Origin of the sequence: Sphingomonas sp. AX6 (assembly GCF_902506605.1) — a bacterium.
Taxonomy (GTDB): domain Bacteria; phylum Pseudomonadota; class Alphaproteobacteria; order Sphingomonadales; family Sphingomonadaceae; genus Sphingomonas.
In genome coordinates this window covers 2,833,226-2,854,573 of sequence record NZ_LR733979.1, presented here as the reverse complement: position 1 = coordinate 2,854,573, position 21,348 = coordinate 2,833,226, and the positions used below count along the sequence as shown (strand labels likewise).

At 62.8% G+C, this 21,348-nt stretch carries 22 protein-coding genes; 10 read left to right on the top strand and 12 right to left on the bottom strand.

From position 1 onward, the window contains the following. Nucleotides 1-111: 111 nt before the first annotated feature. The 5 genes from queA to ENHY17A_RS13735 all read right to left on the bottom strand — a co-directional run bounded on the left by queA (nucleotide 112) and on the right by ENHY17A_RS13735 (nucleotide 3,630). A complete protein-coding gene (gene queA / locus ENHY17A_RS13755; protein ID WP_159713581.1) occupies nucleotides 112-1,149 on the bottom strand; it encodes a tRNA preQ1(34) S-adenosylmethionine ribosyltransferase-isomerase QueA in 1,038 nt (345 codons plus the stop codon). A 19-nt stretch (nucleotides 1,150-1,168) separates the two neighbouring features. Next, on the bottom strand, nucleotides 1,169-1,864 hold the full coding sequence (locus ENHY17A_RS13750; RefSeq protein ID WP_159713579.1) for a peptidylprolyl isomerase: 696 nt from the start codon (nucleotides 1,862-1,864) through the stop codon (nucleotides 1,169-1,171). A gap of 95 nt (nucleotides 1,865-1,959) precedes the next feature. After that, entirely contained in the window at nucleotides 1,960-2,466 is a 507-nt protein-coding gene (gene coaD, locus ENHY17A_RS13745; protein ID WP_159713577.1) for a pantetheine-phosphate adenylyltransferase, read from the bottom strand. A gap of 13 nt (nucleotides 2,467-2,479) precedes the next feature. Beyond that, nucleotides 2,480-3,379, bottom strand: a complete 900-nt coding sequence (locus ENHY17A_RS13740; RefSeq protein WP_159713575.1) for a polyprenyl synthetase family protein — start codon at nucleotides 3,377-3,379, stop codon at nucleotides 2,480-2,482. Nucleotides 3,380-3,384: 5 nt separating this feature from the next. Then, nucleotides 3,385-3,630 carry an exodeoxyribonuclease VII small subunit gene (locus ENHY17A_RS13735; RefSeq protein WP_159713573.1) on the bottom strand — a complete coding sequence of 82 codons (246 nt, stop codon included), beginning with the start codon at nucleotides 3,628-3,630 and terminating at the stop codon, nucleotides 3,385-3,387. Between the two features lie 91 nt (nucleotides 3,631-3,721). Between ENHY17A_RS13735 and ENHY17A_RS13730 the strand changes: the two genes are divergently transcribed. Then, nucleotides 3,722-5,077 (top strand): NAD-dependent succinate-semialdehyde dehydrogenase, encoded by a 1,356-nt coding sequence (locus ENHY17A_RS13730; RefSeq protein ID WP_159713571.1) that lies wholly within the window; start codon nucleotides 3,722-3,724, stop codon nucleotides 5,075-5,077. A gap of 127 nt (nucleotides 5,078-5,204) precedes the next feature. Here ENHY17A_RS13730 and ENHY17A_RS13725 read toward each other — a convergent pair whose 3' ends face one another. From ENHY17A_RS13725 to ENHY17A_RS13710, 4 genes are all read right to left on the bottom strand, one after another. After that, a complete protein-coding gene (locus ENHY17A_RS13725) occupies nucleotides 5,205-6,893 on the bottom strand; it encodes an AMP-binding protein (RefSeq protein ID WP_159713569.1) in 1,689 nt (562 codons plus the stop codon). 66 nt (nucleotides 6,894-6,959) lie between these two features. After that, nucleotides 6,960-7,160 (bottom strand): hypothetical protein, encoded by a 201-nt coding sequence (locus tag ENHY17A_RS13720; protein ID WP_159713567.1) that lies wholly within the window; start codon nucleotides 7,158-7,160, stop codon nucleotides 6,960-6,962. A 56-nt stretch (nucleotides 7,161-7,216) separates the two neighbouring features. Then, complete coding sequence (locus ENHY17A_RS13715) at nucleotides 7,217-8,917, bottom strand: GGDEF domain-containing protein (protein WP_159713565.1); 1,701 nt, start codon at nucleotides 8,915-8,917, stop codon at nucleotides 7,217-7,219. 51 nt (nucleotides 8,918-8,968) lie between these two features. Then, nucleotides 8,969-9,421 carry a hypothetical protein gene (locus tag ENHY17A_RS13710; protein ID WP_159713556.1) on the bottom strand — a complete coding sequence of 151 codons (453 nt, stop codon included), beginning with the start codon at nucleotides 9,419-9,421 and terminating at the stop codon, nucleotides 8,969-8,971. A gap of 131 nt (nucleotides 9,422-9,552) precedes the next feature. On the opposite strand from ENHY17A_RS13710, the gene ENHY17A_RS13705 reads away from it, so the two are divergent. Then, a complete protein-coding gene (locus ENHY17A_RS13705) occupies nucleotides 9,553-9,975 on the top strand; it encodes a hypothetical protein (RefSeq protein WP_159713554.1) in 423 nt (140 codons plus the stop codon). A gap of 42 nt (nucleotides 9,976-10,017) precedes the next feature. Here the strand turns inward: ENHY17A_RS13705 and ENHY17A_RS13700 are convergent, their stop codons facing one another. Then, a complete protein-coding gene (locus ENHY17A_RS13700) occupies nucleotides 10,018-10,677 on the bottom strand; it encodes a hypothetical protein (RefSeq protein WP_159713552.1) in 660 nt (219 codons plus the stop codon). Between the two features lie 22 nt (nucleotides 10,678-10,699). On the opposite strand from ENHY17A_RS13700, the gene ENHY17A_RS13695 reads away from it, so the two are divergent. Next, nucleotides 10,700-11,062: a hypothetical protein gene (locus tag ENHY17A_RS13695; protein ID WP_159713550.1), complete on the top strand. Its 363-nt coding sequence runs from the start codon at nucleotides 10,700-10,702 to the stop codon at nucleotides 11,060-11,062. Between the two features lie 63 nt (nucleotides 11,063-11,125). On the opposite strand, the gene clpA is transcribed toward ENHY17A_RS13695, so the two are convergent. Together clpA and ENHY17A_RS13685 are read right to left on the bottom strand one after the other, a co-directional pair. Next, nucleotides 11,126-13,447 carry an ATP-dependent Clp protease ATP-binding subunit ClpA gene (clpA, locus tag ENHY17A_RS13690; protein WP_159713548.1) on the bottom strand — a complete coding sequence of 774 codons (2,322 nt, stop codon included), beginning with the start codon at nucleotides 13,445-13,447 and terminating at the stop codon, nucleotides 11,126-11,128. A 138-nt stretch (nucleotides 13,448-13,585) separates the two neighbouring features. Beyond that, complete coding sequence (locus ENHY17A_RS13685) at nucleotides 13,586-13,783, bottom strand: DUF1192 domain-containing protein (RefSeq protein WP_159714682.1); 198 nt, start codon at nucleotides 13,781-13,783, stop codon at nucleotides 13,586-13,588. A gap of 296 nt (nucleotides 13,784-14,079) precedes the next feature. On the opposite strand from ENHY17A_RS13685, the gene ENHY17A_RS13680 reads away from it, so the two are divergent. From ENHY17A_RS13680 to ENHY17A_RS13650, 7 genes are all read left to right on the top strand, one after another. Further along, nucleotides 14,080-15,081, top strand: a complete 1,002-nt coding sequence (locus tag ENHY17A_RS13680) for an NAD(P)H-quinone oxidoreductase (protein ID WP_236547980.1) — start codon at nucleotides 14,080-14,082, stop codon at nucleotides 15,079-15,081. 69 nt (nucleotides 15,082-15,150) lie between these two features. Then, entirely contained in the window at nucleotides 15,151-15,768 is a 618-nt protein-coding gene (locus tag ENHY17A_RS13675; RefSeq protein ID WP_159713546.1) for a YqiJ family protein, read from the top strand. A 4-nt stretch (nucleotides 15,769-15,772) separates the two neighbouring features. Further along, on the top strand, nucleotides 15,773-17,524 hold the full coding sequence (locus tag ENHY17A_RS13670) for a flotillin family protein (protein ID WP_159713544.1): 1,752 nt from the start codon (nucleotides 15,773-15,775) through the stop codon (nucleotides 17,522-17,524). 84 nt (nucleotides 17,525-17,608) lie between these two features. Continuing rightward, nucleotides 17,609-18,475, top strand: coding sequence for a UDP-2,3-diacylglucosamine diphosphatase (locus ENHY17A_RS13665; RefSeq protein ID WP_159713542.1), 867 nt, complete (start codon nucleotides 17,609-17,611; stop codon nucleotides 18,473-18,475). A 125-nt stretch (nucleotides 18,476-18,600) separates the two neighbouring features. Further along, a complete protein-coding gene (locus tag ENHY17A_RS13660; protein ID WP_159714677.1) occupies nucleotides 18,601-19,623 on the top strand; it encodes a glycosyltransferase family 4 protein in 1,023 nt (340 codons plus the stop codon). A 108-nt stretch (nucleotides 19,624-19,731) separates the two neighbouring features. Further along, a complete protein-coding gene (locus ENHY17A_RS13655) occupies nucleotides 19,732-20,427 on the top strand; it encodes a DUF1013 domain-containing protein (RefSeq protein WP_236547979.1) in 696 nt (231 codons plus the stop codon). Between the two features lie 275 nt (nucleotides 20,428-20,702). Further along, nucleotides 20,703-21,329, top strand: a complete 627-nt coding sequence (locus ENHY17A_RS13650) for a glutathione S-transferase family protein (protein WP_159713540.1) — start codon at nucleotides 20,703-20,705, stop codon at nucleotides 21,327-21,329. The last annotated feature ends 19 nt before the right edge of the window (nucleotides 21,330-21,348 follow it).

The following is a 21,348-nucleotide window of genomic DNA, read 5'->3' as shown; positions in this document are numbered from 1 at the left end:
CCCCGGCCTCCGTGCCGGGGTCCACTATGCCGTTAAGATTTCACGAGAGGCGTTAGCGCAGCACTCGCCGCTCGGTGGACCCCGGCACGGAGGCCGGGGTGACGAGGTGTTTTAAAGACTACGCTCTGGCAGTAACAACGACGCATCGCCGTAGCTGTAGAACCGATACCCGTCCGCAATCGCATGGGCATAGACGCGGCGCATCGTCTCCACCCCCATCAACGCGCTCACCAGCATGAACAGGGTGGAGCGCGGCAAATGGAAATTGGTGACCAGCCCATCTACCCCGCGAAACCGGTGTCCGGGCGTGATAAAGATCGCGGTGTCTCCCTCAAATGGCCGGACAATCTCATCGGCACCACTCGCACTTTCGATGAGCCGCAGGCTAGTGGTGCCGACCGCGATGACGCGTCCACCCTTGGCCCGCGTTTCGTTCAGCCGGTCGGCGGTCGCGGTGTCGATGCGGCCCCATTCGGCGTGCATCTTGTGGTCGTCGGTATCCTCCACCTTGACCGGCAGGAACGTGCCCGCCCCGACATGAAGCGTCAGCGTGGTGTGGCCGATCCCGGTGGCATCGAGCGCCGCCATCAGTTTGGGGGTGAAGTGCAACGCGGCGGTGGGCGCTGCCACCGCGCCTTTTTCCCGCGCGAACATCGTCTGATAATCGTCCGCGTCCTGCGCATCGGTCGGGCGGCGCGCGGCGATATAGGGCGGCAGCGGCATCCGACCGGCACGCTCCAGCAGCAGTTCGACCGGCTCGTCTCCATGAAAGTCGATGGCAAAGCTGCCATCCTCGGCGCGGTCGCGTGCGGTTGCGCTTACGCCATTGCCGAAATCGATCGTCTCGCCATCGCGCAGGCGTTTGGCATTGCGGATGAAGGCGCGCCAGCGACGCGGCCCCTCGCGCTTATGGAGCGTCGCGCCGATCTTCGCCTCGCCACGATGCCCTTCGAGTTGCGCTGGGATGACGCGGGTGTCGTTAAACACCAACAAGTCGCCGGGACGCAGCGCTGCGGCCAGATCGCTGACAATGCGGTCGCTCAGCCGGTCGCCTTCGGCCACCAGCATCCGCGCCGAATCGCGCGGGGATGCCGGGCGCAAGGCGATGGCCTCTGCCGGAAGCTCGAAATCGAAATCGTCGACGCGCATAGCTGGTTGCGCGCCAGGGTTACGTCCCCGGCAGCGTGACTTCCTCTTCGCCGGCGGGCAGTACCGGTGCGCTGGGCGCAGGCGCGACATAAGCGGGTGGGTTGTCCGAGCCGATATAGGCGCGAACGATCCGCGCCGGGTTCGCAGGCGGTTCGCCGCGCGGGATCGCATCGACATATTGCATGCCGTCGATCACCCGACCGAACACCGTGTATTTCTTGTCGAGCGACAGCATCGGCTGGAACATGATGAAGAACTGGCTGTTTGCGGAATTTTCCGCAGCCTTTTCGACTTCCGGGGGCGCATCGTCTGGAGAGCCCGAACGCGCCGCGGCAACCGCGCCGCGGACATGGGGCATCCAGTTGAATTCGGCCTCGACATCGGGAAGCGTCGATTGGCCTGTGCCGTCACCCTTGGGGTCGCCGCCCTGCGCCATCGGCACCCCAGTGTCGAGCACGCGGTGGAAGACCAGCCCGTCGTAGAATTTCTGGCGAGTCAGCGTCTTGATCCGCTCGACATGCTTGGGCGCAGCATCGGGGCGTAGCGCGATCGTCACGCGACCGCCGGTAGACAGGTCGAGCACCCAGTGGTTTTCGGTGTCGGTCAAAGCGGGTGCCGCGGGCCGATCCTTGACGGTCGGTTCCATGATCTGGGCGGTGGCCGGTGCTGCAGCGAACGCTGCTGCGGCCGCGAGGAAATATCCGATTTTACGCATGACTATGTGCCAGAACCCCGGTGTTTAAGCGTTGGGCGGATGCTTAGACCAAATCGGTCCTTGCGCCAAACTGAATAGGATCGGGCAGATCACCTTTAGGAGCCCTTGCGACCGATCTTATCGACGCGGGCGACGACTTCGTCGCAGACCGCAGGGGTCACGAACTTGTGGATCGCCCCGCCGAACATCGCGATCTCCTTGACCAGGCGACTGGCGATCGGCTGCAGCGAGACATCGGCCATCAGGAATACCGTCTCGATCCGCGGATTGATCTGCTGGTTCATCCCCGCCATCTGATATTCATATTCGAAATCGGCGACGGCGCGCAGCCCTCGGACGATGACGTTCGCGCCTTCGCGCTCGGCAAAGTCCATCAGCAACGAATCGAAGCTGACGACGCGGATGTCGCCTGCGATGCCCTCTACTTCCCGTCGGACCATCGCCATGCGTTCGTCGATATCGAACATCGGGTTCTTCGACGGGTTGGTCGTTACGCCGATCACCAGACGATCGACCAGCTTTGCGCCTCGCCGGATGATATCCATATGGCCGAGCGTTATCGGATCGAACGTGCCGGGATAGACGCCGGTGCGGATGGTCATGGTGGCGAGCCCCTTAGCGATCGCGTTCTAGGGTGTAGCGGGCGATGTCGCGCAGCAGGTCGGCCTCGCTGCCATAGCCGCGCAGATGGTCGATCGCCTGATCCACCAGCATCCGCGCCTGTTCGCGGGCGCGGTCGAGGCCGAGCAGCGAGAGGAAGGTTTCCTTGCCCGCGTCGCCGTCCTTGCGCAGTTTTTTGCCTGCCAGTTCCTCGTCGCCCTCGACGTCCAATATGTCGTCGGCGATCTGGAAGGCGAGGCCGATGTCGCGAGCATAGCCGCGTAGACCGGTGCGGCCCTCGACCGGAACCTTGCCGAGAATTGCACCCGATTCGACAGCACAGGCGATCAGCGCGCCGGTCTTCATCGCCTGAAGCCGCGTAACGGTCGGCAAGTCGAAGCTCGCCTTCTCCGCCTCAAGGTCCATCATCTGACCGCCGCCCATCCCCGACGGACCCGCCGAGCGCGCAAGGCAGGCGACCAGTTCGATGCGAACGAACGGATCCGGGTGGGTCGTCTCGTCGCCCAATATCTCGAACGCCAGCGCGTGCAGGCAATCGCCTGCCAAAATCGCGGTCGCCTCGTCGAAGGCGCGGTGAACGGTCGGCTTGCCGCGGCGCATGTCGTCATCGTCCATCGCAGGCAGGTCGTCATGCACCAGGCTATAGACGTGGATGCATTCGAGCGCGGTCGCGACGCGCAAGGTCGCGGTGCGATCGACGTTGAACAGCTGCGCGGTGGCATGGACCAACAACGGACGCAGCCGCTTGCCCCCGCCGATCGCGGCGTGGCGCATCGCCTGATACAGCTTTGCGCGGGGATCGTCGGGGACGGGCAGCAACTGATCGAATTGGCGATCCATGTCGCCGGAGATCTGCTGAAGCGCCGTTTGCAGCGCGATCGATGCCCCCCCCATCGGTGTCAGCCCGCGGCGAAATTGGTGGTGCCGACCGGCTGGCCGCTGGCGTCGGTGCGGATCGCCTCGATCCGGGCCTGCGCCGCATCCAGCCGAGCGGCGCATTGTTTGCGCAGAGCGTCACCGCGTTCGTACAGGTCGATTGCCTGTTGCAACGGCGCGTCGCCGCTTTCCAGCTTGGCCACGATCCCTTCCAGTTCGCGCAACGCGTCTTCGAAGCTCAATTCGGCGATTCCGGCATCTTCGGTCATGCACGCGCTATGCGGCAGGGTGGGGCGGTTATGCAACCCGGACAAGGCCCCGCGCATTGGGAGGGCAAACCAGATTTCAGGAGCTTCCCCCATGTTCACCAGCATCAACCCCGCGACCGGCGAAGCGGGCGGCAGCCATGCTATCCACGACGATGCTGAAATCGAGCGTCGCGTCGCGCTGGCGGCCGATACGTTCAAAACGTGGCGCGCATCGCCGATGGAGGCGCGGACTAAGCTGTTGTCGGCGATTACCGATGCATTCGACGCAAACAAGCAGCGGTTGGCGGAAACCGCGACGCGCGAGATGGGCAAGACGCTGAAGTCCGCCATTGCAGAGGTCGAAAAATGCGTCGCCGGATTCCGCTATTATGCCAAGAACGGCCCGGCATGCCTGGAGCCCGTCGCGGTGACCGACGCGCCGGGGGATGCCAGGGCGATCTGGCTGCCGACCGGTATCGTGCTGGCGATCATGCCGTGGAATTTTCCGTATTGGCAGGTCGTCCGCTTCCTCGCGCCGACGATCATGGCGGGCAATGTCGGGCTGTTGAAGCACGCATCGCTGACGCAGGGCTGTGCGGCGTTGATCGAGGAAATGGTTCGGGCGGCTGGCGCGCCCGAGGGGCTGTTTCAGAATCTCGCGATCAAATCAGACAAGGTGAATGGCCTGATCGCCGACAAACGCATCGTCGCTGCGACGCTGACCGGTAGCGAAGGGGCGGGATCAAAAGTCGCGGAAGCGGCGGGCAAGCATCTGAAGAAAGTCGTGCTCGAACTCGGCGGGTCGGACCCGTTCATCGTCATGCCGTCCGCCGATCTGGACGAAGCGGCCAAGGTCGCGGTCAAGGCGCGCATCCAGAATGCGGGACAGTCGTGCATTTGCGCCAAACGGATGATCGTCCATGCCGATGTGTATGACGCCTTTGCCGAGAAATTCGCGGCGGCAATGGACGCGGTTACCATTGGCGACCCGATGACCGAGGTCGATATGGGGCCGCTGTCGAGTGAAGAGCAGCGCAATACGGTGTTGGATCAGATCGAACGTGCCAAGGCGGCGGGTGCGAGCTTACGCGGCGGCGAAAGCGTAGACCTTCCGGGCGCATGGATGAACCCCGGCATCCTGACCGACGTACCGCGCGACCATGACATCGCGCGCGAGGAATTGTTCGGCCCCATCGCGATGCTATTCCGCGCGACCGACATCGACGATGCGATCGCGCTGGCCAACGACATTCCCTACGGCCTGGGATCGAGTGTGTGGACGAACGACGCAGGCGAACGCGAACGCTTCGAACGCGATGTCGAAGCCGGGATGACCGCGGTAAATCAGATGCTCGCGTCGTCGCCGGAAGCACCGTTCGGAGGGGTGAAGCTGTCCGGACACGGTCGCGAGTTGGGACCATGGGGGCTGCACGAATTCATGAATTTGAAGGCGGTGTTGGCGAAGTAATTCCTCCCCGGCATGGGGAGGGGAACCATGCGAAGCATGGTGGAGGGGGTGGGCGGCAAGCGTTGCGCTGCGCGGCGCTCCCCCTCCGTCAGCACTGCGTGCTGCCACCTCCCCAATGGGGGGGAATTTACTGGCCCATCACTTCCGCAACCAAATCCTTGCGGCTCAGCTTGCCGATCATCGTCTTCGGCATGGTCAGTCGTACCACCACGTCATCGACCTTTTCATGCTTGCCGAGCTGAGGGTTAAGCCACGCCTTCAGCGCGTCTCCGGTCGCCGCTTCGTCTTCGTTCAGCGTGACGTAAGCGCGCGGGACTTCGCCGCGATAGGTGTCGGGAATGCCGATCACCAGCGTCTCCTTAACCGCCGGGTGGCGGTAGAGGACGGCTTCGACCTGACTCGGGAAGACCTTGAACCCCGCGACCGAAATCATGTCCTTGATCCGGTCGACGATGCGGATGAAGCCGGTCTCGTCGATCTGCCCGACATCGCCGGTGCGCAGCCAGCGGGTGCCGTCGGCGTCGGTCAGGAACACCTCGGCATCGGCATCGGGGCGATTCCAGTAACCGGCCATGATCTGCGGGCCGGACACGACGATCTCTCCCGGTTCGCCCTGGGGCGGCGGGCGGCTGGGGTCTTCCTTGTCGACCAGTTTGACGCGCGTCGCGGCGATCGGCTGACCGATGCTGCCGGTTTTGTTTTCCGCGACATAGGGATTGCACGACACCACACCCGAGCTTTCGGACAGACCATAGCCTTCGATCACCTTGGCGCCCGACGCAGCCTCGAACTTACGCTTCAATTCGGCCGAGAGCGGCGCCCCGCCCGAAATGCAGAATTCGAGCGACGAGAAATCGGTGGTTGCGAACTTCGGATGGTCGAGCAGCGCCTGATACATGGTCGGAACGCCCGGCAGCGCGGTGGGCTTGGTCGCGTCGATCGCGGCCAGCACTTGCCCCGCCTCGAACCGGGGCAGCATCACGATTTCGCCGCCGACCGCGACCGTACGGTTGAGGACGCAAGTGTTGGCGAACACATGGAACATCGGCAAAACGCCCAAAATCCGGTCGTGCCGCGTCGCGACTTCGGGATCGAGTTGGGCCACCTGACGCGCATTGGCCGACAGATTCTGGTGTGTCAGCATCGCGCCCTTGGGCGTGCCGGTGGTGCCGCCGGTATATTGGATCAGCGCCAGATGCGTCATCGGATCGATGTCCGGGGTCACGCACCCTCCGTCATTGGCGATCAGTGCGGAGAAAGCGGTGATGCGCGGATCGTCGGGACGTGCAGAGACTTCCTTGCGCTTGAATAGCCGGTATAGCACCGATTTGGCGGGCGGCAGCGCACCCGCGACCGATCCGACGATCAGCCGTTCCAGGCTGCTCGCCTCCAGCACCTTGATCGCGGTGGGCAGCAATGCAGTCGCCGACAGAGTGAACAGCAATTTCGTGCTCGAATCCGCGACTTGCTCGGACAACTCTGCAACCGTGTAGAGCGGCGAGAAATTGACCACCGTCGCGCCGAGTTTGAGAATGCCGTAATAGGCCGCGAGATAATGCGGCGCATTGGGCAGGAACAATCCGATGCGGTTGCCAGGGCCGTAGCCCATCGCCTTCAGCCCGCAGGCGACGCGGTTCGCTCCGTCGAGCGTTTCGGCATAGCTGTATTTGCGGCCCATGAAATCGATCAGCGGTGCCGATCCACGCTTCGCCGCACTCGCTTCGAACAGGTCGATCAACGACATCGGCGGAAAGGGGCGATCCCATGCACCGGGATGCAGATAATGCTCGCGCCAGATCTGGGCCGGATCAGTCATTGACATAGGTGTAAGCAGCGTTGCGGTAAACGCAACCCTGTTTACGTTCCCGTCAAGCGGCGTCGGTTATCGCTTCGCGGTCCAGGTGACGAGCAACGACACGGCGGCGATGCCCAGATCGAGCGCGGCCTCCACCTTTTTTGGGGCGACATCGGTGACGTCGTGCATCTGGATTTCCAGGCTGGCGGTCGGCGTTTGCCATGCCAGCGCGACGAGCAGCACGCCGCCCGCGATCAATCCCGTTTTGCGCTTGTCGACCGGCTTCATGTCGCCACTCCCTCTATGCCCGCATTTACCCGATTTCGGCAGATGCGGCAAGCGGATCAGGCGGCCTCCGCCAACAGGGTTTCGCTGCGCCGAACGCGGTCGCGCCCCGCTGCCTTGGCATCGAACAATGCGCGATCGGCGGCACGGTAGAGCGATTTCCAGTCCGCCTCGCGCTTCATGCCGCCCCGGCACAGGCCGATCGAGGCGGTGACGTCGAGGTCGAACGGCATTCGGGCCGCTCTCAATCGTGCGAGCAGCGCATCGGGATCGATCTCCGCCCCCGGCGGCGCGAGCACCGCGAATTCCTCCCCTCCCAACCGCGCAACCAGCCCGCCTTCGGGCACGACCTGGCGCAGGACACGGGCAAAGACGCGCAGCACTTCGTCGCCGCCGTCATGGCCCAACGTCTCATTGACCGATTTGAAATGGTCGATGTCGATCAGCAGCAATTGCTGCATCCCGCCACGCCCGATCGCCTGATCCAGGAACGCGCGGCGATTGAGCAGCCCGGTCAGCGGATCGGTATCGGCAAGCTTGCGCTGCACCGCTTCCTGGGCGACCGCGAAATCGCGCTCGTTCGACAATAGCCGGATGCGGTACGCGATGGCGACCGAGGACAGCAATGCTTCGAACGCGAGCGCGAAGATCGTCGAATTGTCGATCCAGAAGCGCCAAGGGATCAGCCCAAGATGCTGGGAAAAGCGCATTCCTGCCATGACCACCGGCGCGGCCCAGGCAAAGGCGAACAACCAGACGTAATTGCTCTTCACTTTCCAGGCGCGCCACAGCATCGGACCGATGACGGCGAGCACCCCGACAAAGCCCCAGGCGAACACAGAGTCGGCCTGGCCGATATGGGTGTCAGGCGCGAGCAGGAACACGATCCCGCCCCCCAGCACCGCCACAGTCGCAACATGCGTAAAACGGCCCACCCAGCCGAGAAAGACTTCGCGTTCGAAAAAACTGCGCGCGAATACAAGTGCGGCGGCGGCAGCGGCCCCCAGCAGCGCATGGTTCAACCGGATGCGGTCATTGTTCGGCAGGTCGGGCCAGGCCCAGGCCAGCGCCCCGGACGAGGTGAAGCAATAAGCGAGGAGCAGCGCCGCCATGGCGCAATAGGCAAGTTGGAATCCCTGCCGAAGCACAACCCACAGCGCGAGATTGTAAACGATGAGCGCAATGGCGAGCCCGGCAAATCCCGCATAGAGCGCGCCGAGGCTGAGATTCGCCTGCGCGGCATCCTCTGCGGTCGCCAATCGCGCGCCCAGCACGATCCCGTGCAGATTGCTCGCGTCGTCGATCCGCCACACCAACCGCGTCACTGCGGCGTCGCGGGGCGGAACCTCGAATTGGGAAATCGCGCCGAGCTGAATGCGCGACGACATCTGCCGTCCATCGGCCCGGTGACGAACGATCGCGCCATCGGCGTAGACGATGTCGAGCGTGACCGATCCCTGGAACAGGCTGCTGGTCCGCACGCGCAAAGGGCTGCCTTCGCTCGATCGCGCGGACAGTGGTTTGGAGACTACCCAATAATCGCCGGAAGGAAACGAGCGTTGGGGGGACGCGCAATCGAAGGTCGCGGCCTCGGCGATCAACCGTTTGGGATCGAGCCCCGGCGCATCCGCCGGACGGACGCAAACGTCGATCTTGTCGCCGATATAGCGACTTTGCGCCGACGCTGGCACGGAAAGGCCAAGCATGATCGCCCCCGCGATCACCGCCAGCCACACCCCCCTGATGACGCGCCCCCACATGAGCGACTGAGTTAGTGTCGGGTTGCGAACAACTGGTAAATGCGTGGCAAATCAGATGCGAACGACGCCCATGATTTCGACGTGCGATACGCGCGCAAGCTCTGGATTGGACGAGGGACGGCATAGCGTTCCGTTCGGCGTTAGCACGACCACCGCCTCGCGCGCCCTGAGTTCCAGTGCGACCGTCCTAAGAGCGCGTGACGCCGCCGACCAATTGATCGGCTGGCGGTGCGACCGAAAGCAAATCATGAATGCTTGCAGCGTGGGGCCGGACCAAGACTTTACGGCAGTTTCGATGACGCCATTCTGGTTATCGGCAATGTTGTCGCTTTCATCCAGCCTGATGATGAAGGGACCGGGCTGCGGGTCATAAATCACGGCCGGTGGGGGCGTTGGCAACAATGGTCGCTGCTGGAAAGAATTCAGTTTCGCCGTCATCCAAGCAAAGCCTGATGGGATAGGCAAGGCAACCAATAGCGCGATGCAGGTTTGAAATATTTTCATTCAAGCATCCTATGACGTTTGGCGGTTGCTGCAATAGAGATGTATAGTCAGAACCAAACCAGCATAGTGCATCGAAAAATCCGCTGTAGAGGCTGGTAAGTTCAATATCTTTTCGTCGGGAGTACGGAGCAGTGTCTCTTATCGCGTCGACCGTCTTCATGTTCGCCTTTTTGCAAGATACGCCGCGAAAATTCACGCTATCCCATGACCACGCACCGGTTTCTGTGGAAATCAAAGCGATCGCGAAATGCAATTCCATGCAGCCGATCGAAATCGAATTCATCGCCACCCGAAAGGGTGTGTCGCTTCGGTCTCCCCGATTTCCACGCATCGGCGAAATCGATCAAGATTTGACCGAAGTGAGAGCTGGATTGTTGGAAATCGGTAATTTACGCGACTGGAAAATCACTTGCAGAGGCGAAACCCCGCTGCTGGTATTTCGCGGGCAGGATTGGGGCGATGGACCCGCAATCATAGTCGCGCTGGAAATCTCCGACGGCGTCGTCATCGGTTCACCCGACCCATCGACACTCCGGCCCCTCATTGAGCCGTAATAGCAGGAAAGTCCCGGAAGTCTTTGCCCTCTGGCTGGCTCTTTAATCAGGGTTCGCGAATCTTGCGTTCTCGCACAAATCACCGCGAAGAGACTCCTGCGACAACCCGATCCGGCCCAAATAAGCATCGATATCGGCATCGCTGACTTTGCCTGCGATTTCTGTTGTCCGGACTGGGTACGTCACCTCTTTGAAATTGATTTCGTCGTTGTGGCGTTCGACGATCCGTCCGCCAAGCAGCGAGATCGAAACCGTCCCATCGTTTTCGACGGCGTAATGCGGGGGAAATGCGTTGACGTAGGTCAGGATGGGCACGCAGGCGGTGATCGTCGAATGGCAGGCTTGGATCACCCACAGCCTTTGGGAATCCGGATGGCCGTTATAGGCGCTCAACCTCATCGCAATATCGTTGCCGATCCTGGTGGTTCCACAGCGTTCGGTCCCAGTGACAATATCGGCAGCCGATTGACCGCAACCACTTACCGTGAAGATGACGAAAAAGATTGACGCGACTCTGATCGACAACGGATCGGTCCTTTCAACGTGAACGTCCAAACGTGACACCCGTTTTTCGGTATGGCAACTATGGCCAACGCGAACATGCATCGTGTTTGTCGTGGTAGCGGAAAGGAAGGCGAGTATGGTGACGGTTGGGATAATTTTGGCGATCGCAATTTCGGGTGCACCGCCGTCCGTATCCATTTCGCAATCCGCCGACACTTTCGTGAGAAACGAACTCGACCTGAAGCGCTATCAATCGGCATCGGTTGATCTGAACGACGACGACATCCCTGAGGTCATCGTTTTGGCAAAGGATCGCGATTATTGTGGCAGCGGCGGTTGCACGCTGTTCATTCTGACCCCGACAGCAGACGGCTGTCGCGTCGTGACAAGGATGACCGTGACCCGCCCGCCGGTCCGCGTGCTTTCGACCTCCTCACATGGATGGCGCGATCTGGCGGTTCGGGTTGCAGGGGGAGGTTCTCTGCAACCCTATGACGTGGCGCTGAGGTTCGACGGTCGTGCCATCCGACCAGTCCGAGCGTCGCTGAGCGCTTGCCAGAGCAGACCGGTAGCCGCGTCGTGATCGAATGATCGAGGCCGGGAAGTCACCCTCCCGGCCTCAATCTAGTATTTGACCCAACCAACGTCAGGCTTTGGCGACAACTGCCTTCTTGCCGCCCTTTTTCCCGCCCTTCTTGGGCGGGGCGGGGGTGATTTCGAACGCCAGCACACCGTCCTTCAGCTTGACGGTAACCTCGCCGCCATGGAGCAATTTGCCGAACAGCAATTCTTCGGCCAGCGGCTGTTTGACCTTTTCCTGCATCAGACGGCCCATCGGACGCGCGCCGTACAATTTATCGTAACCGCGTTCGGTGAGCCATGCCTTCGCCTCGTCGTCGAGGCTTATGTGAACGCCGCGGTCGGCGAGTTGCAGTTCGAGCTGGAGGATGAATTTCTCCACCACCCGTGCGACGACTTGCGGAGGCAGATAACCGAACGGCACGATCGCATCGAGGCGGTTGCGGAATTCCGGCGTGAAGAGCTTCTTCACCGCTTCCTCCTGGACATCCTCGCGCGTCATCTGGCCGAACCCGATCGATTCCTTGGCCATGTCGGATGCCCCGGCATTGGTCGTCATGATCAGGATGGTGTTCCTGAAATCGACGGTCTTGCCGTGGTGATCGGTCAGTTTGCCGTTGTCCATCACCTGAAGGAGGATGTTGAACAGGTCGGGATGCGCCTTTTCGATTTCGTCGAGCAGCAGCACGCTGTGCGGGTTCTGATCGACCGCATCGGTCAGCAGGCCGCCCTGGTCGTAGCCGACATAGCCCGGAGGCGCGCCGATCAGCCGCGATACGCTGTGGCGTTCCATATATTCGGACATGTCGAACCGTTGGAGCGGGATCCCCATGATTTCCGCCAGTTGTCGCGCAACCTCTGTCTTGCCGACGCCGGTGGGGCCGGAGAAAAGGTAGTTGCCGATGGGCTTGTCGGGATCGCGAAGCCCCGCACGACTGAGCTTGATCGCCGAAGACAGCACACCGATCGCCTCGTCCTGACCGAAGACGACGCGTTTCAAATCCGTCTGGAGGTTGGCCAACGCCTTGGTATCATCGGACGACACCGTCTTCGGCGGAATGCGCGCCATCGTCGCGATCACCGCTTCGATCTCCTTGGTGGTGATCGTCTTCTTGCGCTTCGACGGGGCGACCAGCATCTGCATCGCGCCAACCTCGTCGATCACGTCGATTGCCTTGTCGGGCAGCTTGCGGTCGTTGATGTAGCGCGCGCTGAGTTCCACCGCGGATTTGATCGCGTCGGGCGTATATTTGACGTTGTGGTGCTCTTCGAACGCCGAACGCAGCCCGGCCAGGATTTTAATCGTGTCATCGACCGTCGGTTCGTTGACGTCGATCTTCTGGAACCGGCGCAGCAGCGCGCGGTCCTTTTCGAAGTGATTGCGGAATTCCTTGTAGGTGGTCGATCCGATGCAACGGATCGTGCCGCCCGACAGCGCCGGCTTCAGCAGATTGGACGCATCCATCGCCCCGCCGCTGGTCGCGCCCGCGCCAATGACGGTATGGATTTCGTCGATGAACAGGACCGCGTGCGGCAGTTTCTCCAGCTCGGTCACGACCTGTTTCAGCCGCTCCTCGAAATCGCCGCGATAGCGCGTGCCCGCGAGCAGTGCGCCCATGTCGAGCGAATAGATGACCGCGGGCAACAGCACTTCGGGCACGTCGCCCTCGACGATCTTGCGCGCCAGACCTTCGGCGATCGCGGTCTTGCCGACGCCGGGATCACCGACATAGAGCGGGTTGTTCTTGCTGCGGCGGCACAGGATTTGAACGGTACGGTCGACCTCGGGGCCACGACCGATCAGGGGATCGATCTTGCCGTTCTTCGCCTTCTCGTTGAGGTCGACGCAGAACTGCTTGAGCGCACTTTCCTTGGCGTCCTTGCCGCCTTTTTGCGTGGGCTTGTCCTCTTCGGCGGCACCCTTCACTTCGCGAGCCTCGGTGGGCGTGCCGCCCTTGCCGACACCGTGCGAGATATAGCTGACCGCATCCAGGCGGCTCATATCCTGTTGCTGCAGGAAATAGACGGCATAGCTGTCGCGTTCGCTGAACAGCGCGACCAGCACGTTCGCGCCGGTCACTTCGTCGCGGCCCGATGACTGAACGTGCAGGATCGCGCGCTGGACGACGCGCTGGAACCCACTGGTGGGGGAGGGGTCGGTCGACGCCTCCACCTTCAGCGCATCGAGTTCGGTGTCGAGATAATGCGCCACCGCGGTGCGCAGATCGTCGAGTTCGACGCCGCAGGCGCTCATTACCCGCGCGGCATGCTCGTCATCGACGAGTGCCAGCAGCAGATGTTCCAGCGTCGCATATTCGTGGCGGCGCGCAGATGCGGCTTCCAGCGCCTTGTGCAGCGTGGATTCGAGCGCGGAGGCAAAGCTAGGCATTGAAATACGTCTCCGTTCGGGCCGCAAGGAACGCGCGGCCCACATCCACTATGTCGGAAGTCGGTGGCCCCGCATCAAGCATGGTGGCCATGCGCCGGATCGTAACGGGCGATGTGCCCCGGTCCGGTGCGTCCACGCTCATCCTTTGAATAACGCGTCGGCACTTGCGCGATGGTTAACGGCGCGTTGTATTTTTTGCCGACTTCGCGCGATCTCCGCGTCCAGCGCCGCAATGCGCGCTTCGAGTTCGGCGACCGACAAAGGATCGAGGTCCTGGCGCGCGAGCAGCGAAACCGGATCGTCCTTTCGCGTCGGAAGGTCGTCGTCGGGGTTCATACCCAAAGGTTCGGCTGCATTGGCGCGTGTGTCAACGGGCGTTGCGCGGAAATCGGCTTCCAGAGCCAGTTTGCAGCATGGTGAACCGAATAAGCCACTCAGATCGTCATTCCCGCGAAGGCGGGAATCCATAACTTATGTCAGCGCTTATGGATTCCCGCCTTCGCGGGAATGACAGAGACGCAGTGAAAGACGTCGGTTAATCTCATCTCATTCCCACCCTTGACGGACCCTTGGCGTGTTTCGCAGGTTCGTGCCAAAGAGATACAGTCACGCTTTGGGGGCCAGACGCAATCATGACACTGCCGACGACGATGCGCGCGATCGATCCCGAGACGCCGGGCGGCCCCGAAGTGCTGCAATGCGTGGAGCGACCGGTGCCGCAGCCGGGTGCGGACGAGGTGCTGATCCGCGTCGCAGCGGCAGGGGTGAACCGTCCCGATGTGATGCAGCGCAAGGGGCTCTATCCGCCGCCACCGGGCGCCCCGATCGTGCCTGGCCTGGAAGTCGCAGGGGAAATCGTCGCGCTGGGCGAAGGCGTGGAGCGCGATATGCTGGGCCAGCCCGTCTGCGCGCTGATCGCGGGCGGCGGTTACGCCGAGTATGCCGTCGCGCCGGTAGGATCGTGCCTGACCGTACCCGAAGGGCTGTCGATGGCCGAAGCCGCGGCGATGCCGGAGACCTTGTTCACCGTGTGGACCAATTTGTTCGAGCGCGCCTATGCGACCGAGGGCGACTGGGTGCTGGTGCATGGGGCTACCTCCGGCATCGGCACCATGGCGATAAGCCTGTGCCGCCTGTTCGGCATCCGCACCATCGTCACCGCCGGATCGGACGAGAAAACCGCGGCAGCCAAGGCCCACGGTGCAACCCACGCGATCAACTACAAGACGCAGGATTTCGTCGAGGGAGTGGCGCGGATCACCGACAAACGTGGCGTGGACATCGTGCTCGACATGGTCGGCGGCGATTACGTGCCCCGCAACCTGAAATGCCTGGCCGACGAAGGCCGCCATGTGTCGATCGCGGTGCAGGGCGGGGCGATGGCGACCGTTCCGCTGTTCGACATCATGCGCAAACGCCTGGTCCTGACCGGATCGACGCTGCGTGCGCGCGACAACACGTTCAAGGCGCTGGTCGCCGACGAGCTGTCGCGCACGGTCTGGCCCTTCGTCCAGTCGGGGCAATTACGCCCGGTCATGGACCAGCGCTTCCCGCTCGAACGCGCTGCCGACGCGCACGCCCGAATGGATGCAGGCGACCATATCGGCAAGATCGTGTTGACCACCACGCTTTGACTCGCCCTACTTTGACTCGAACGGCCAACGCCTTAATCTGACAGGCGAATCGCTGTTGGGGGAGTGGGCGTGTTCGCGTTTTTGGGGGCATCGGCGAACATTGCTTTCGTATCCGCGCTGATCCTGATGATCCTGATCGGGATCGTCCATGCGATCGGGCTGGGTGGCGATTTCGACGCGGATGCCGATCTCGACATGGATGGCGGCGCGGGTCTGCTTAGTTGGCTGGGCGTCGGCCGGTTGCCCCTGCTGATGCTGATCGTGCTGTTTCTTGGCGTTTTCGGCATCGTTGGGCTGGTCGGGCAGCAGTTGATGTTCGACCTGACCGGCGATTTGCTGACACCCTGGATTGCCGTACCCGCTGCTGCGGCTGCAGCATTGCCACTGACGGGGCTGGGCGCGCGGGGACTGGCACGCATCCTGCCGCGCGATCACACCACCGCCGTACCCCTCGAAGTCCTGATCGGGCGCAGCGCGACGATCCAGATCGGACGCGCGACGCCCGGATCACCTGCGCGTGCGCGCGCCGAGGACCAATATGGCCAGGCGCATTTCATCATGGTCGAACCCGATAATGACGGACAGGCTTTCGTCGAGGGCGAGCGCGTTCTGATCGTCCGCCGCGACGGCGACATATTCCGGGCGATCTCGCGCGGCGACCACCACTTGCCGCGACTGGAGCTGTAAACCGATGAACGATCTCGTGACGACCAACGATGGAGGATCCGTGTTGCCCTATTTGATCTATGCGGGCGTCGGCCTGCTGACGCTGCTGATCCTGGGGTTCATCGTCGCCCGCCTGTACAAGCGCGCATCGAAGGAAATCGGCTTCGTCCGCACCGGCTTTGGCGGAGAAAAGGTCGTCATCAACGGCGGCGCGCTGGTGTTGCCGGTGTTCCATGAAACGATGCCGGTCAACATGAACACGGTGCGGCTGGCGGTCGAGCGCAAGAATGCCGATGCGCTGATTACGCTCGACCGGTTGCGGATCGATGTGAAGGCCGAATTCTACGTCCGGGTGAAGCCCGATTCTCAGTCGATCGCAACCGCAGCCCAGACGCTGGGCCTGCGCACGATGAACCCCGAAGCGTTGAAGGAGCTGGTCGAGGGTAAGTTCGTCGACGCGCTGCGTTCGGTCGCGGCGGGAATGACGATGAACCAGCTTCACGAACAGCGCGCCGAATTCGTGCAAAAGGTGCAGCAGGTGTCGTCCGCCGATCTGGCGATGAACGGGCTGGAGCTGGAATCGGTATCGCTGACCGGGCTCGACCAGACATCGATCGAGCATTTCAATGCCAACAACGCGTTCGACGCCGAGGGTCTGACCAAGCTGACCGAGCAGATCGAACTGCGCAAGAAAGCGCGCAACGACATCGAGCAGGATACCCGCGTTCAAATCGAGACCAAAAATCTGGAAGCCGCGCGCCAGTCTTTTCTGATCGGGCGTGACACCGAATTCGCGCGGCTGGAACAGGAACGCGAGCTGGAAGTCCGTCGCGCTGCGCAAGGGGCGGAGGTCGCCCGCGAACAGGCAGAGCGCCAGCGCGAAGCCGATCATGCCCGGATCGAAGCCAAGAAGCAGGTCGACAGCCAGCAAATCGAAGCCGATCGTGCCGTCAAGGAAGCACGGATCGCGCAGGAACAGGCGCTCGAACTGGCGCGCCAGGAACAGCAGATCGCGGTCCAGAACAAAAGCCGCGAGGAAAGCCAGGCCAAGGCCGAGGCCGACGAGGCTCGCGCCAAGGCGGTCGCCGCCGAGGAACAAGTTACGACCTCGCGCGAGACCGAGATTGCCGAGCGCACCAAGCGGATCGAATTGATCGACGCCGCCCGCGAGGCCGAACGCGCCGCAATCAGCGTGAAGGTCCAGGCCGAGGCCGAGAAGCAGGCCGCGACCGATCGCGCGGAATCGGTGCGCGTCGTCGCTCAGGGTGAGGCGGAGGCCGCCAAGCTGAAGGCGGAGGCCGATCGCGTCCGCTTCGAAGTCGAGGCCGCGGGTCAGCGTGCAGTCAACGAAGCCGCCAACATATTGTCGTCGGACCAGATTTCGCTCCAGACCAAACTCGCACTGCTCAAAGTCATGCCAGAACTGGTGCGCGAAGCCGCCAAGCCGATGGAAGCGATCGATTCGATCAAGATCGTGCAAGTCGACGGTCTGACCGGACGCGGCGGCGATGGCGGCAGCGTCAGCGCGGGGGAGGGCGACGGCAACCTTGCCAGCTCGGCCGTGTCGGCGGCGTTGCGCTACCGGGCGCAGGCGCCGGTGCTCGACGGATTAATGAAGGAACTGGGCTTCGACGGCGGATCGCTAGACGCTCTGGTCAAGGGGGCAGCGGAAGCGTCCCAGGCGATGAAGCCGAGCGAAGTTGCACCGCCGCGTGCCCCCGCCCGGCCTGCGCCGCGACCGCAACCGCCCAAGCCGGAGCGTGACGCGAAACCGTAACCGCGTTTCGGTCAAATCGTCACACAGAACGGGCATAGGCTCCCCCAGGCAAGGGCCCATCAGGGCATTGGGGGAGTACCCACAATGGCAACCGTCACCCGGTTACCGTTCGATCTGTCGCAGGTCGAATTCCCGAACGAACCGTCGATTCCGGAAAAAGTGATTACCGAGCGGCGGCGTTTTCGCACCATCTGGATTTCGGACGTCCATCTCGGCACGCGCGGTTGCAATGCAGAGATGCTCATCGACTTTCTCGACCATGTCGACAGCGAGCAACTATATCTCGTCGGCGACATCATCGACGGCTGGCGGCTGAAGAAGAAATTTTACTGGCCCGCCTCGCACAACGACATCGTCTGGCGGATCCTGAAACGGGCCAAGCGCGGCACCCGGATCACCTATATTCCCGGCAATCACGACGAGATGTTCCGGCAGTTCACCGGGCTGAACTTCGGCGGGGTGCAGATCAGACGTCAGGCGGTGCACACCACCGCCGACGGACGGCGCCTGCTGGTTCTGCACGGCGACGAATTCGACGCGATCATGTTGTCGCATCGCTGGCTCGCCTATCTGGGCGACGCTGCCTACCACGCGATGATGGTGCTGAGCGGCTGGGTCAATTTCTGGCGGCGCAAGCTGGACATGCCGTACTGGTCGCTGTCCAAACACGCCAAGCACAAGGTCAAGAACGCGGTCGAGTTCATCTCAGACTTTGAGGGGATCGTCGCGAAGGAAGCCGGGTCGCGCGGGGTCGACGGGGTGGTCGCAGGCCATATCCACACCGCCGAGATGCGCACGATCGAAGGCGTCGAATATTATAATGACGGCGACTGGGTGGAAGGCTGCACCGCGCTGGTCGAGCATTTCGACGGCACGATGGAAATCCTCCACTGGGCGGACGAGGTGGCGAAACGCGACGCGCCGGTGATGGTCGAGGCGATGGCAGCGTGATTTCCTATTCACCCCATCCTCCCCGTTCGTTTCGAGCGAAGTCGAGAAACGCAGTTCAAGCGCCCAGCCCAGGTTTCTCGACTTCGCTCGAAACGAACGGAGATGGGCAACGTGACGTGATGTCCATGAAAATCGCGATCGTCACCGATGCCTGGGCACCGCAGGTCAATGGCGTAGTGCGCACATTGCAGGCCGTCCGCGCCGTGCTGGAGGGGCAGGGGCACGAAGTCCTGGTCGTCTCGCCCGACCTGTTCCGATCGGTGCCATGCCCCACCTATCCCGAAATCCGGCTGGCGCTGGCGGGCAGCGGGCGGGTGGGCGACATGCTGGCGATGTTCGCGCCCGACGCCATTCATCTGGCGACCGAAGGGCCGCTCTGCGTCGGGGCGCGGCGCTGGTGCCTGCGGCGGGGGTTGCCCTTCACCACCGCCTATCACACCCAGTTCCCCGATTATGTCTCGGCGCGTTCGGGCGTGCCCGCCGAATGGGTGTGGCGCTATATCCAGTGGTTCCACCGGCCGGCGCAGGCGATCCTGGCTTCAACCCCGTCGATCCGCGCGACGCTCGTCGATCACGGGCTGGATCAGGTGCAGCATTGGGGACGCGGCGTCGATCTGAGCCATTTCCACGACCGCGTCCGGCCGCATCCCAGCCTGCTGCACTTGCCCCGCCCGTTGCAGCTCTATGTCGGGCGGGTCGCGGTCGAGAAGAATATCGAGGCGTTTCTGGATAGCGGCCATCCGGGCACGAAAATCGTCGTCGGCGACGGCCCGGCGCGGGAAAAGCTTGCCGCGCGTTATCCACAAGCGATCTTCATGGGCGCGCGCTTCGGCAGCGAACTCGCGAGCATTTATTCCGCCGCCGACGTGTTCGTCTTCCCCAGCCGCACCGACACGTTCGGGCTGGTGATGATCGAGGCGCTGGCCTGCGGCACGCCCGTCGCGGCCTATCCGGTAACCGGGCCGGTCGATGTGTTGACGCCCGCGACCGGGGCGATGGACGCCGATCTCGACCGGGCGATTGCCGCCGCGCTGACTCGCGATCGAAGCACTTGCGCGGACTATGGGCGCGGCTTCACCTGGGAAGCGAGCGCAGCGCAGTTCGTCGAAGCCCTCTCACCATTGCCGGGAATGAGGCACGCGGCGTAATTGCGTGCGATGATCCTTGCCCTTCGCCGCGCCAGCGACTAAATCGACGTTATACGAGGTGGCCGCTCCGTGAAGGGGCGGCCCTTATTGTTTCACGGAGATTTGATCGTGGCCCAGCCGCTGATGCCCCATGCGACCGCTTCCTGGCTGGTCGACAACACCGCGCTTTCGTTCGAGCAGATCGCCGAATTCTGCGGCCTGCACATTCTGGAAATTCAGGCGATCGCCGACGATACCGCCGCGACCAAGCTGACCGGCCGCGATCCCGTCCGCGCGCATGAACTGACCATGGAAGAAATCGAAAAGGGTCAGGACAACCCCGATTACCGGCTGGTCATGGCAAAGGGGCCGGATCAGGTCCGCCGTACCAAGGGCCCGCGCTACACCCCGGTATCGAAGCGCCAGGACAAGCCCGACGGCATCGCCTGGATCATCCGCAATCACCCCGAAGTGTCGAACGGCGCGATCGGCAAACTGATCGGCACCACGCGCACCACGATCGACGCGATCCGCGACCGCAGCCATTGGAACATCGCCAACATCACGCCGAAAGACCCCGTCACGCTCGGCCTGTGTTCGCAGCGCGAACTCGACGCGCTGGTGGCGAAGGCCGCGAAGGCTGCCGGGATCGAAGCGCCAGTCGATACCCGACTTGAGGGCGACCGCGAAGCGCTGATCACCGAATTGCGTGCCGAGCGCGAACGTGCCGCGCACGAGGCCGAACATGCCGGCGATGCCGAAAGCGTCGAGACGACGCGCACGCCGGGCCTTCCGGCCGGTTGGGCGGACCCGTTCAAGCGCTGAGCGCGCTCGTTTCAGCTTCGAACAAGTTTGGCGGGCGTCCCCTTGAAGGGAGCGCCCGCTTCCCTATCTGACCCTTGCGGACCGGGCCCCTCTGGCAATCTTCATGGATTGCGATGTCGGACGTATCGAGTGCGCTCGGTGTTGCCGGCCCCTGTCCCCTCCCTGACCGGTAGTGCCTGAGCGCCTCGATTTCCGTCCGGTTCCCCGCGCTGCCCTTGACCGCACCGCCATTCTCGTTCCTACTTCGTTCCAATGGATTGAGGAGGATGCGAGTCGTGGCCGATCAACTGATTCTCTACACCAACCCGATGTCGCGCGGCCGGATCGCGCGCTGGATGATCGAGGAAACCGGCGCGCCCTATAAAACGGTTCTGCTCGGCTATGGCGGGACGATGAAGGACGCCGACTATCTGGCGATCAATCCGATGGGCAAGGTGCCTGCCATCCGCCACGGCGACCGGATCGTGACCGAATGCGCAGCGATCTGCGCCTATCTGGCGGAGGCATTTCCCGACGCGGGCCTCGCCCCGACCGAGGCGGAGCGCGCAGATTATTACCGCTGGATGTTCTTCGCTGCCGGACCGGTCGAAGCGGCGATCACCAACCGTTCGCTGAAGGTCGAGCCGACCGACGAGCAGAAGACGATGGTCGGATACGGCGACTACGACCGGGTGGTCGATGTGCTGGAAAAGGCGGTGTCGGCGCATCCCTATATCGCAGGCGACCGCTTCACCGCGGCGGACGTCTATGTCGGCAGCCATGTGATGTGGGGCACCCAGTTCGGTACGCTCCCCAAACGCGACGCCTTCGCGGCCTATGCCGCGCGGCTGTCGGAGCGGGCGGCTTACAAGTCGGCAGGCGCGAAGGATGATGCTGCGATGCCGAAGGAGGGGGAGGGGTAAGCTAGGGCAGCCACAGCAT

Coding starts and splice junctions, on each gene's coding strand:
- queA (WP_159713581.1), bottom strand. CDS start 1,149: ATGCGCGTCGACGATTTCGATTTCGAGCTTCCGGCAGAGGCCATCGCC.
- ENHY17A_RS13750 (WP_159713579.1), bottom strand. CDS start 1,864: ATGCGTAAAATCGGATATTTCCTCGCGGCCGCAGCAGCGTTCGCTGCA.
- coaD (WP_159713577.1), bottom strand. CDS start 2,466: ATGACCATCCGCACCGGCGTCTATCCCGGCACGTTCGATCCGATAACG.
- ENHY17A_RS13740 (WP_159713575.1), bottom strand. CDS start 3,379: ATGGGGGGGGCATCGATCGCGCTGCAAACGGCGCTTCAGCAGATCTCC.
- ENHY17A_RS13735 (WP_159713573.1), bottom strand. CDS start 3,630: ATGACCGAAGATGCCGGAATCGCCGAATTGAGCTTCGAAGACGCGTTG.
- ENHY17A_RS13730 (WP_159713571.1), top strand. CDS start 3,722: ATGTTCACCAGCATCAACCCCGCGACCGGCGAAGCGGGCGGCAGCCAT.
- ENHY17A_RS13725 (WP_159713569.1), bottom strand. CDS start 6,893: ATGACTGATCCGGCCCAGATCTGGCGCGAGCATTATCTGCATCCCGGT.
- ENHY17A_RS13720 (WP_159713567.1), bottom strand. CDS start 7,160: ATGAAGCCGGTCGACAAGCGCAAAACGGGATTGATCGCGGGCGGCGTG.
- ENHY17A_RS13715 (WP_159713565.1), bottom strand. CDS start 8,917: ATGTGGGGGCGCGTCATCAGGGGGGTGTGGCTGGCGGTGATCGCGGGG.
- ENHY17A_RS13710 (WP_159713556.1), bottom strand. CDS start 9,421: ATGAAAATATTTCAAACCTGCATCGCGCTATTGGTTGCCTTGCCTATC.
- ENHY17A_RS13700 (WP_159713552.1), bottom strand. CDS start 10,677: ATGGATACGGACGGCGGTGCACCCGAAATTGCGATCGCCAAAATTATC.
- clpA (WP_159713548.1), bottom strand. CDS start 13,447: ATGCCTAGCTTTGCCTCCGCGCTCGAATCCACGCTGCACAAGGCGCTG.
- ENHY17A_RS13685 (WP_159714682.1), bottom strand. CDS start 13,783: ATGAACCCCGACGACGACCTTCCGACGCGAAAGGACGATCCGGTTTCG.
- ENHY17A_RS13680 (WP_236547980.1), top strand. CDS start 14,080: ATGACACTGCCGACGACGATGCGCGCGATCGATCCCGAGACGCCGGGC.
- ENHY17A_RS13670 (WP_159713544.1), top strand. CDS start 15,773: ATGAACGATCTCGTGACGACCAACGATGGAGGATCCGTGTTGCCCTAT.
- ENHY17A_RS13665 (WP_159713542.1), top strand. CDS start 17,609: ATGGCAACCGTCACCCGGTTACCGTTCGATCTGTCGCAGGTCGAATTC.
- ENHY17A_RS13660 (WP_159714677.1), top strand. CDS start 18,601: ATGAAAATCGCGATCGTCACCGATGCCTGGGCACCGCAGGTCAATGGC.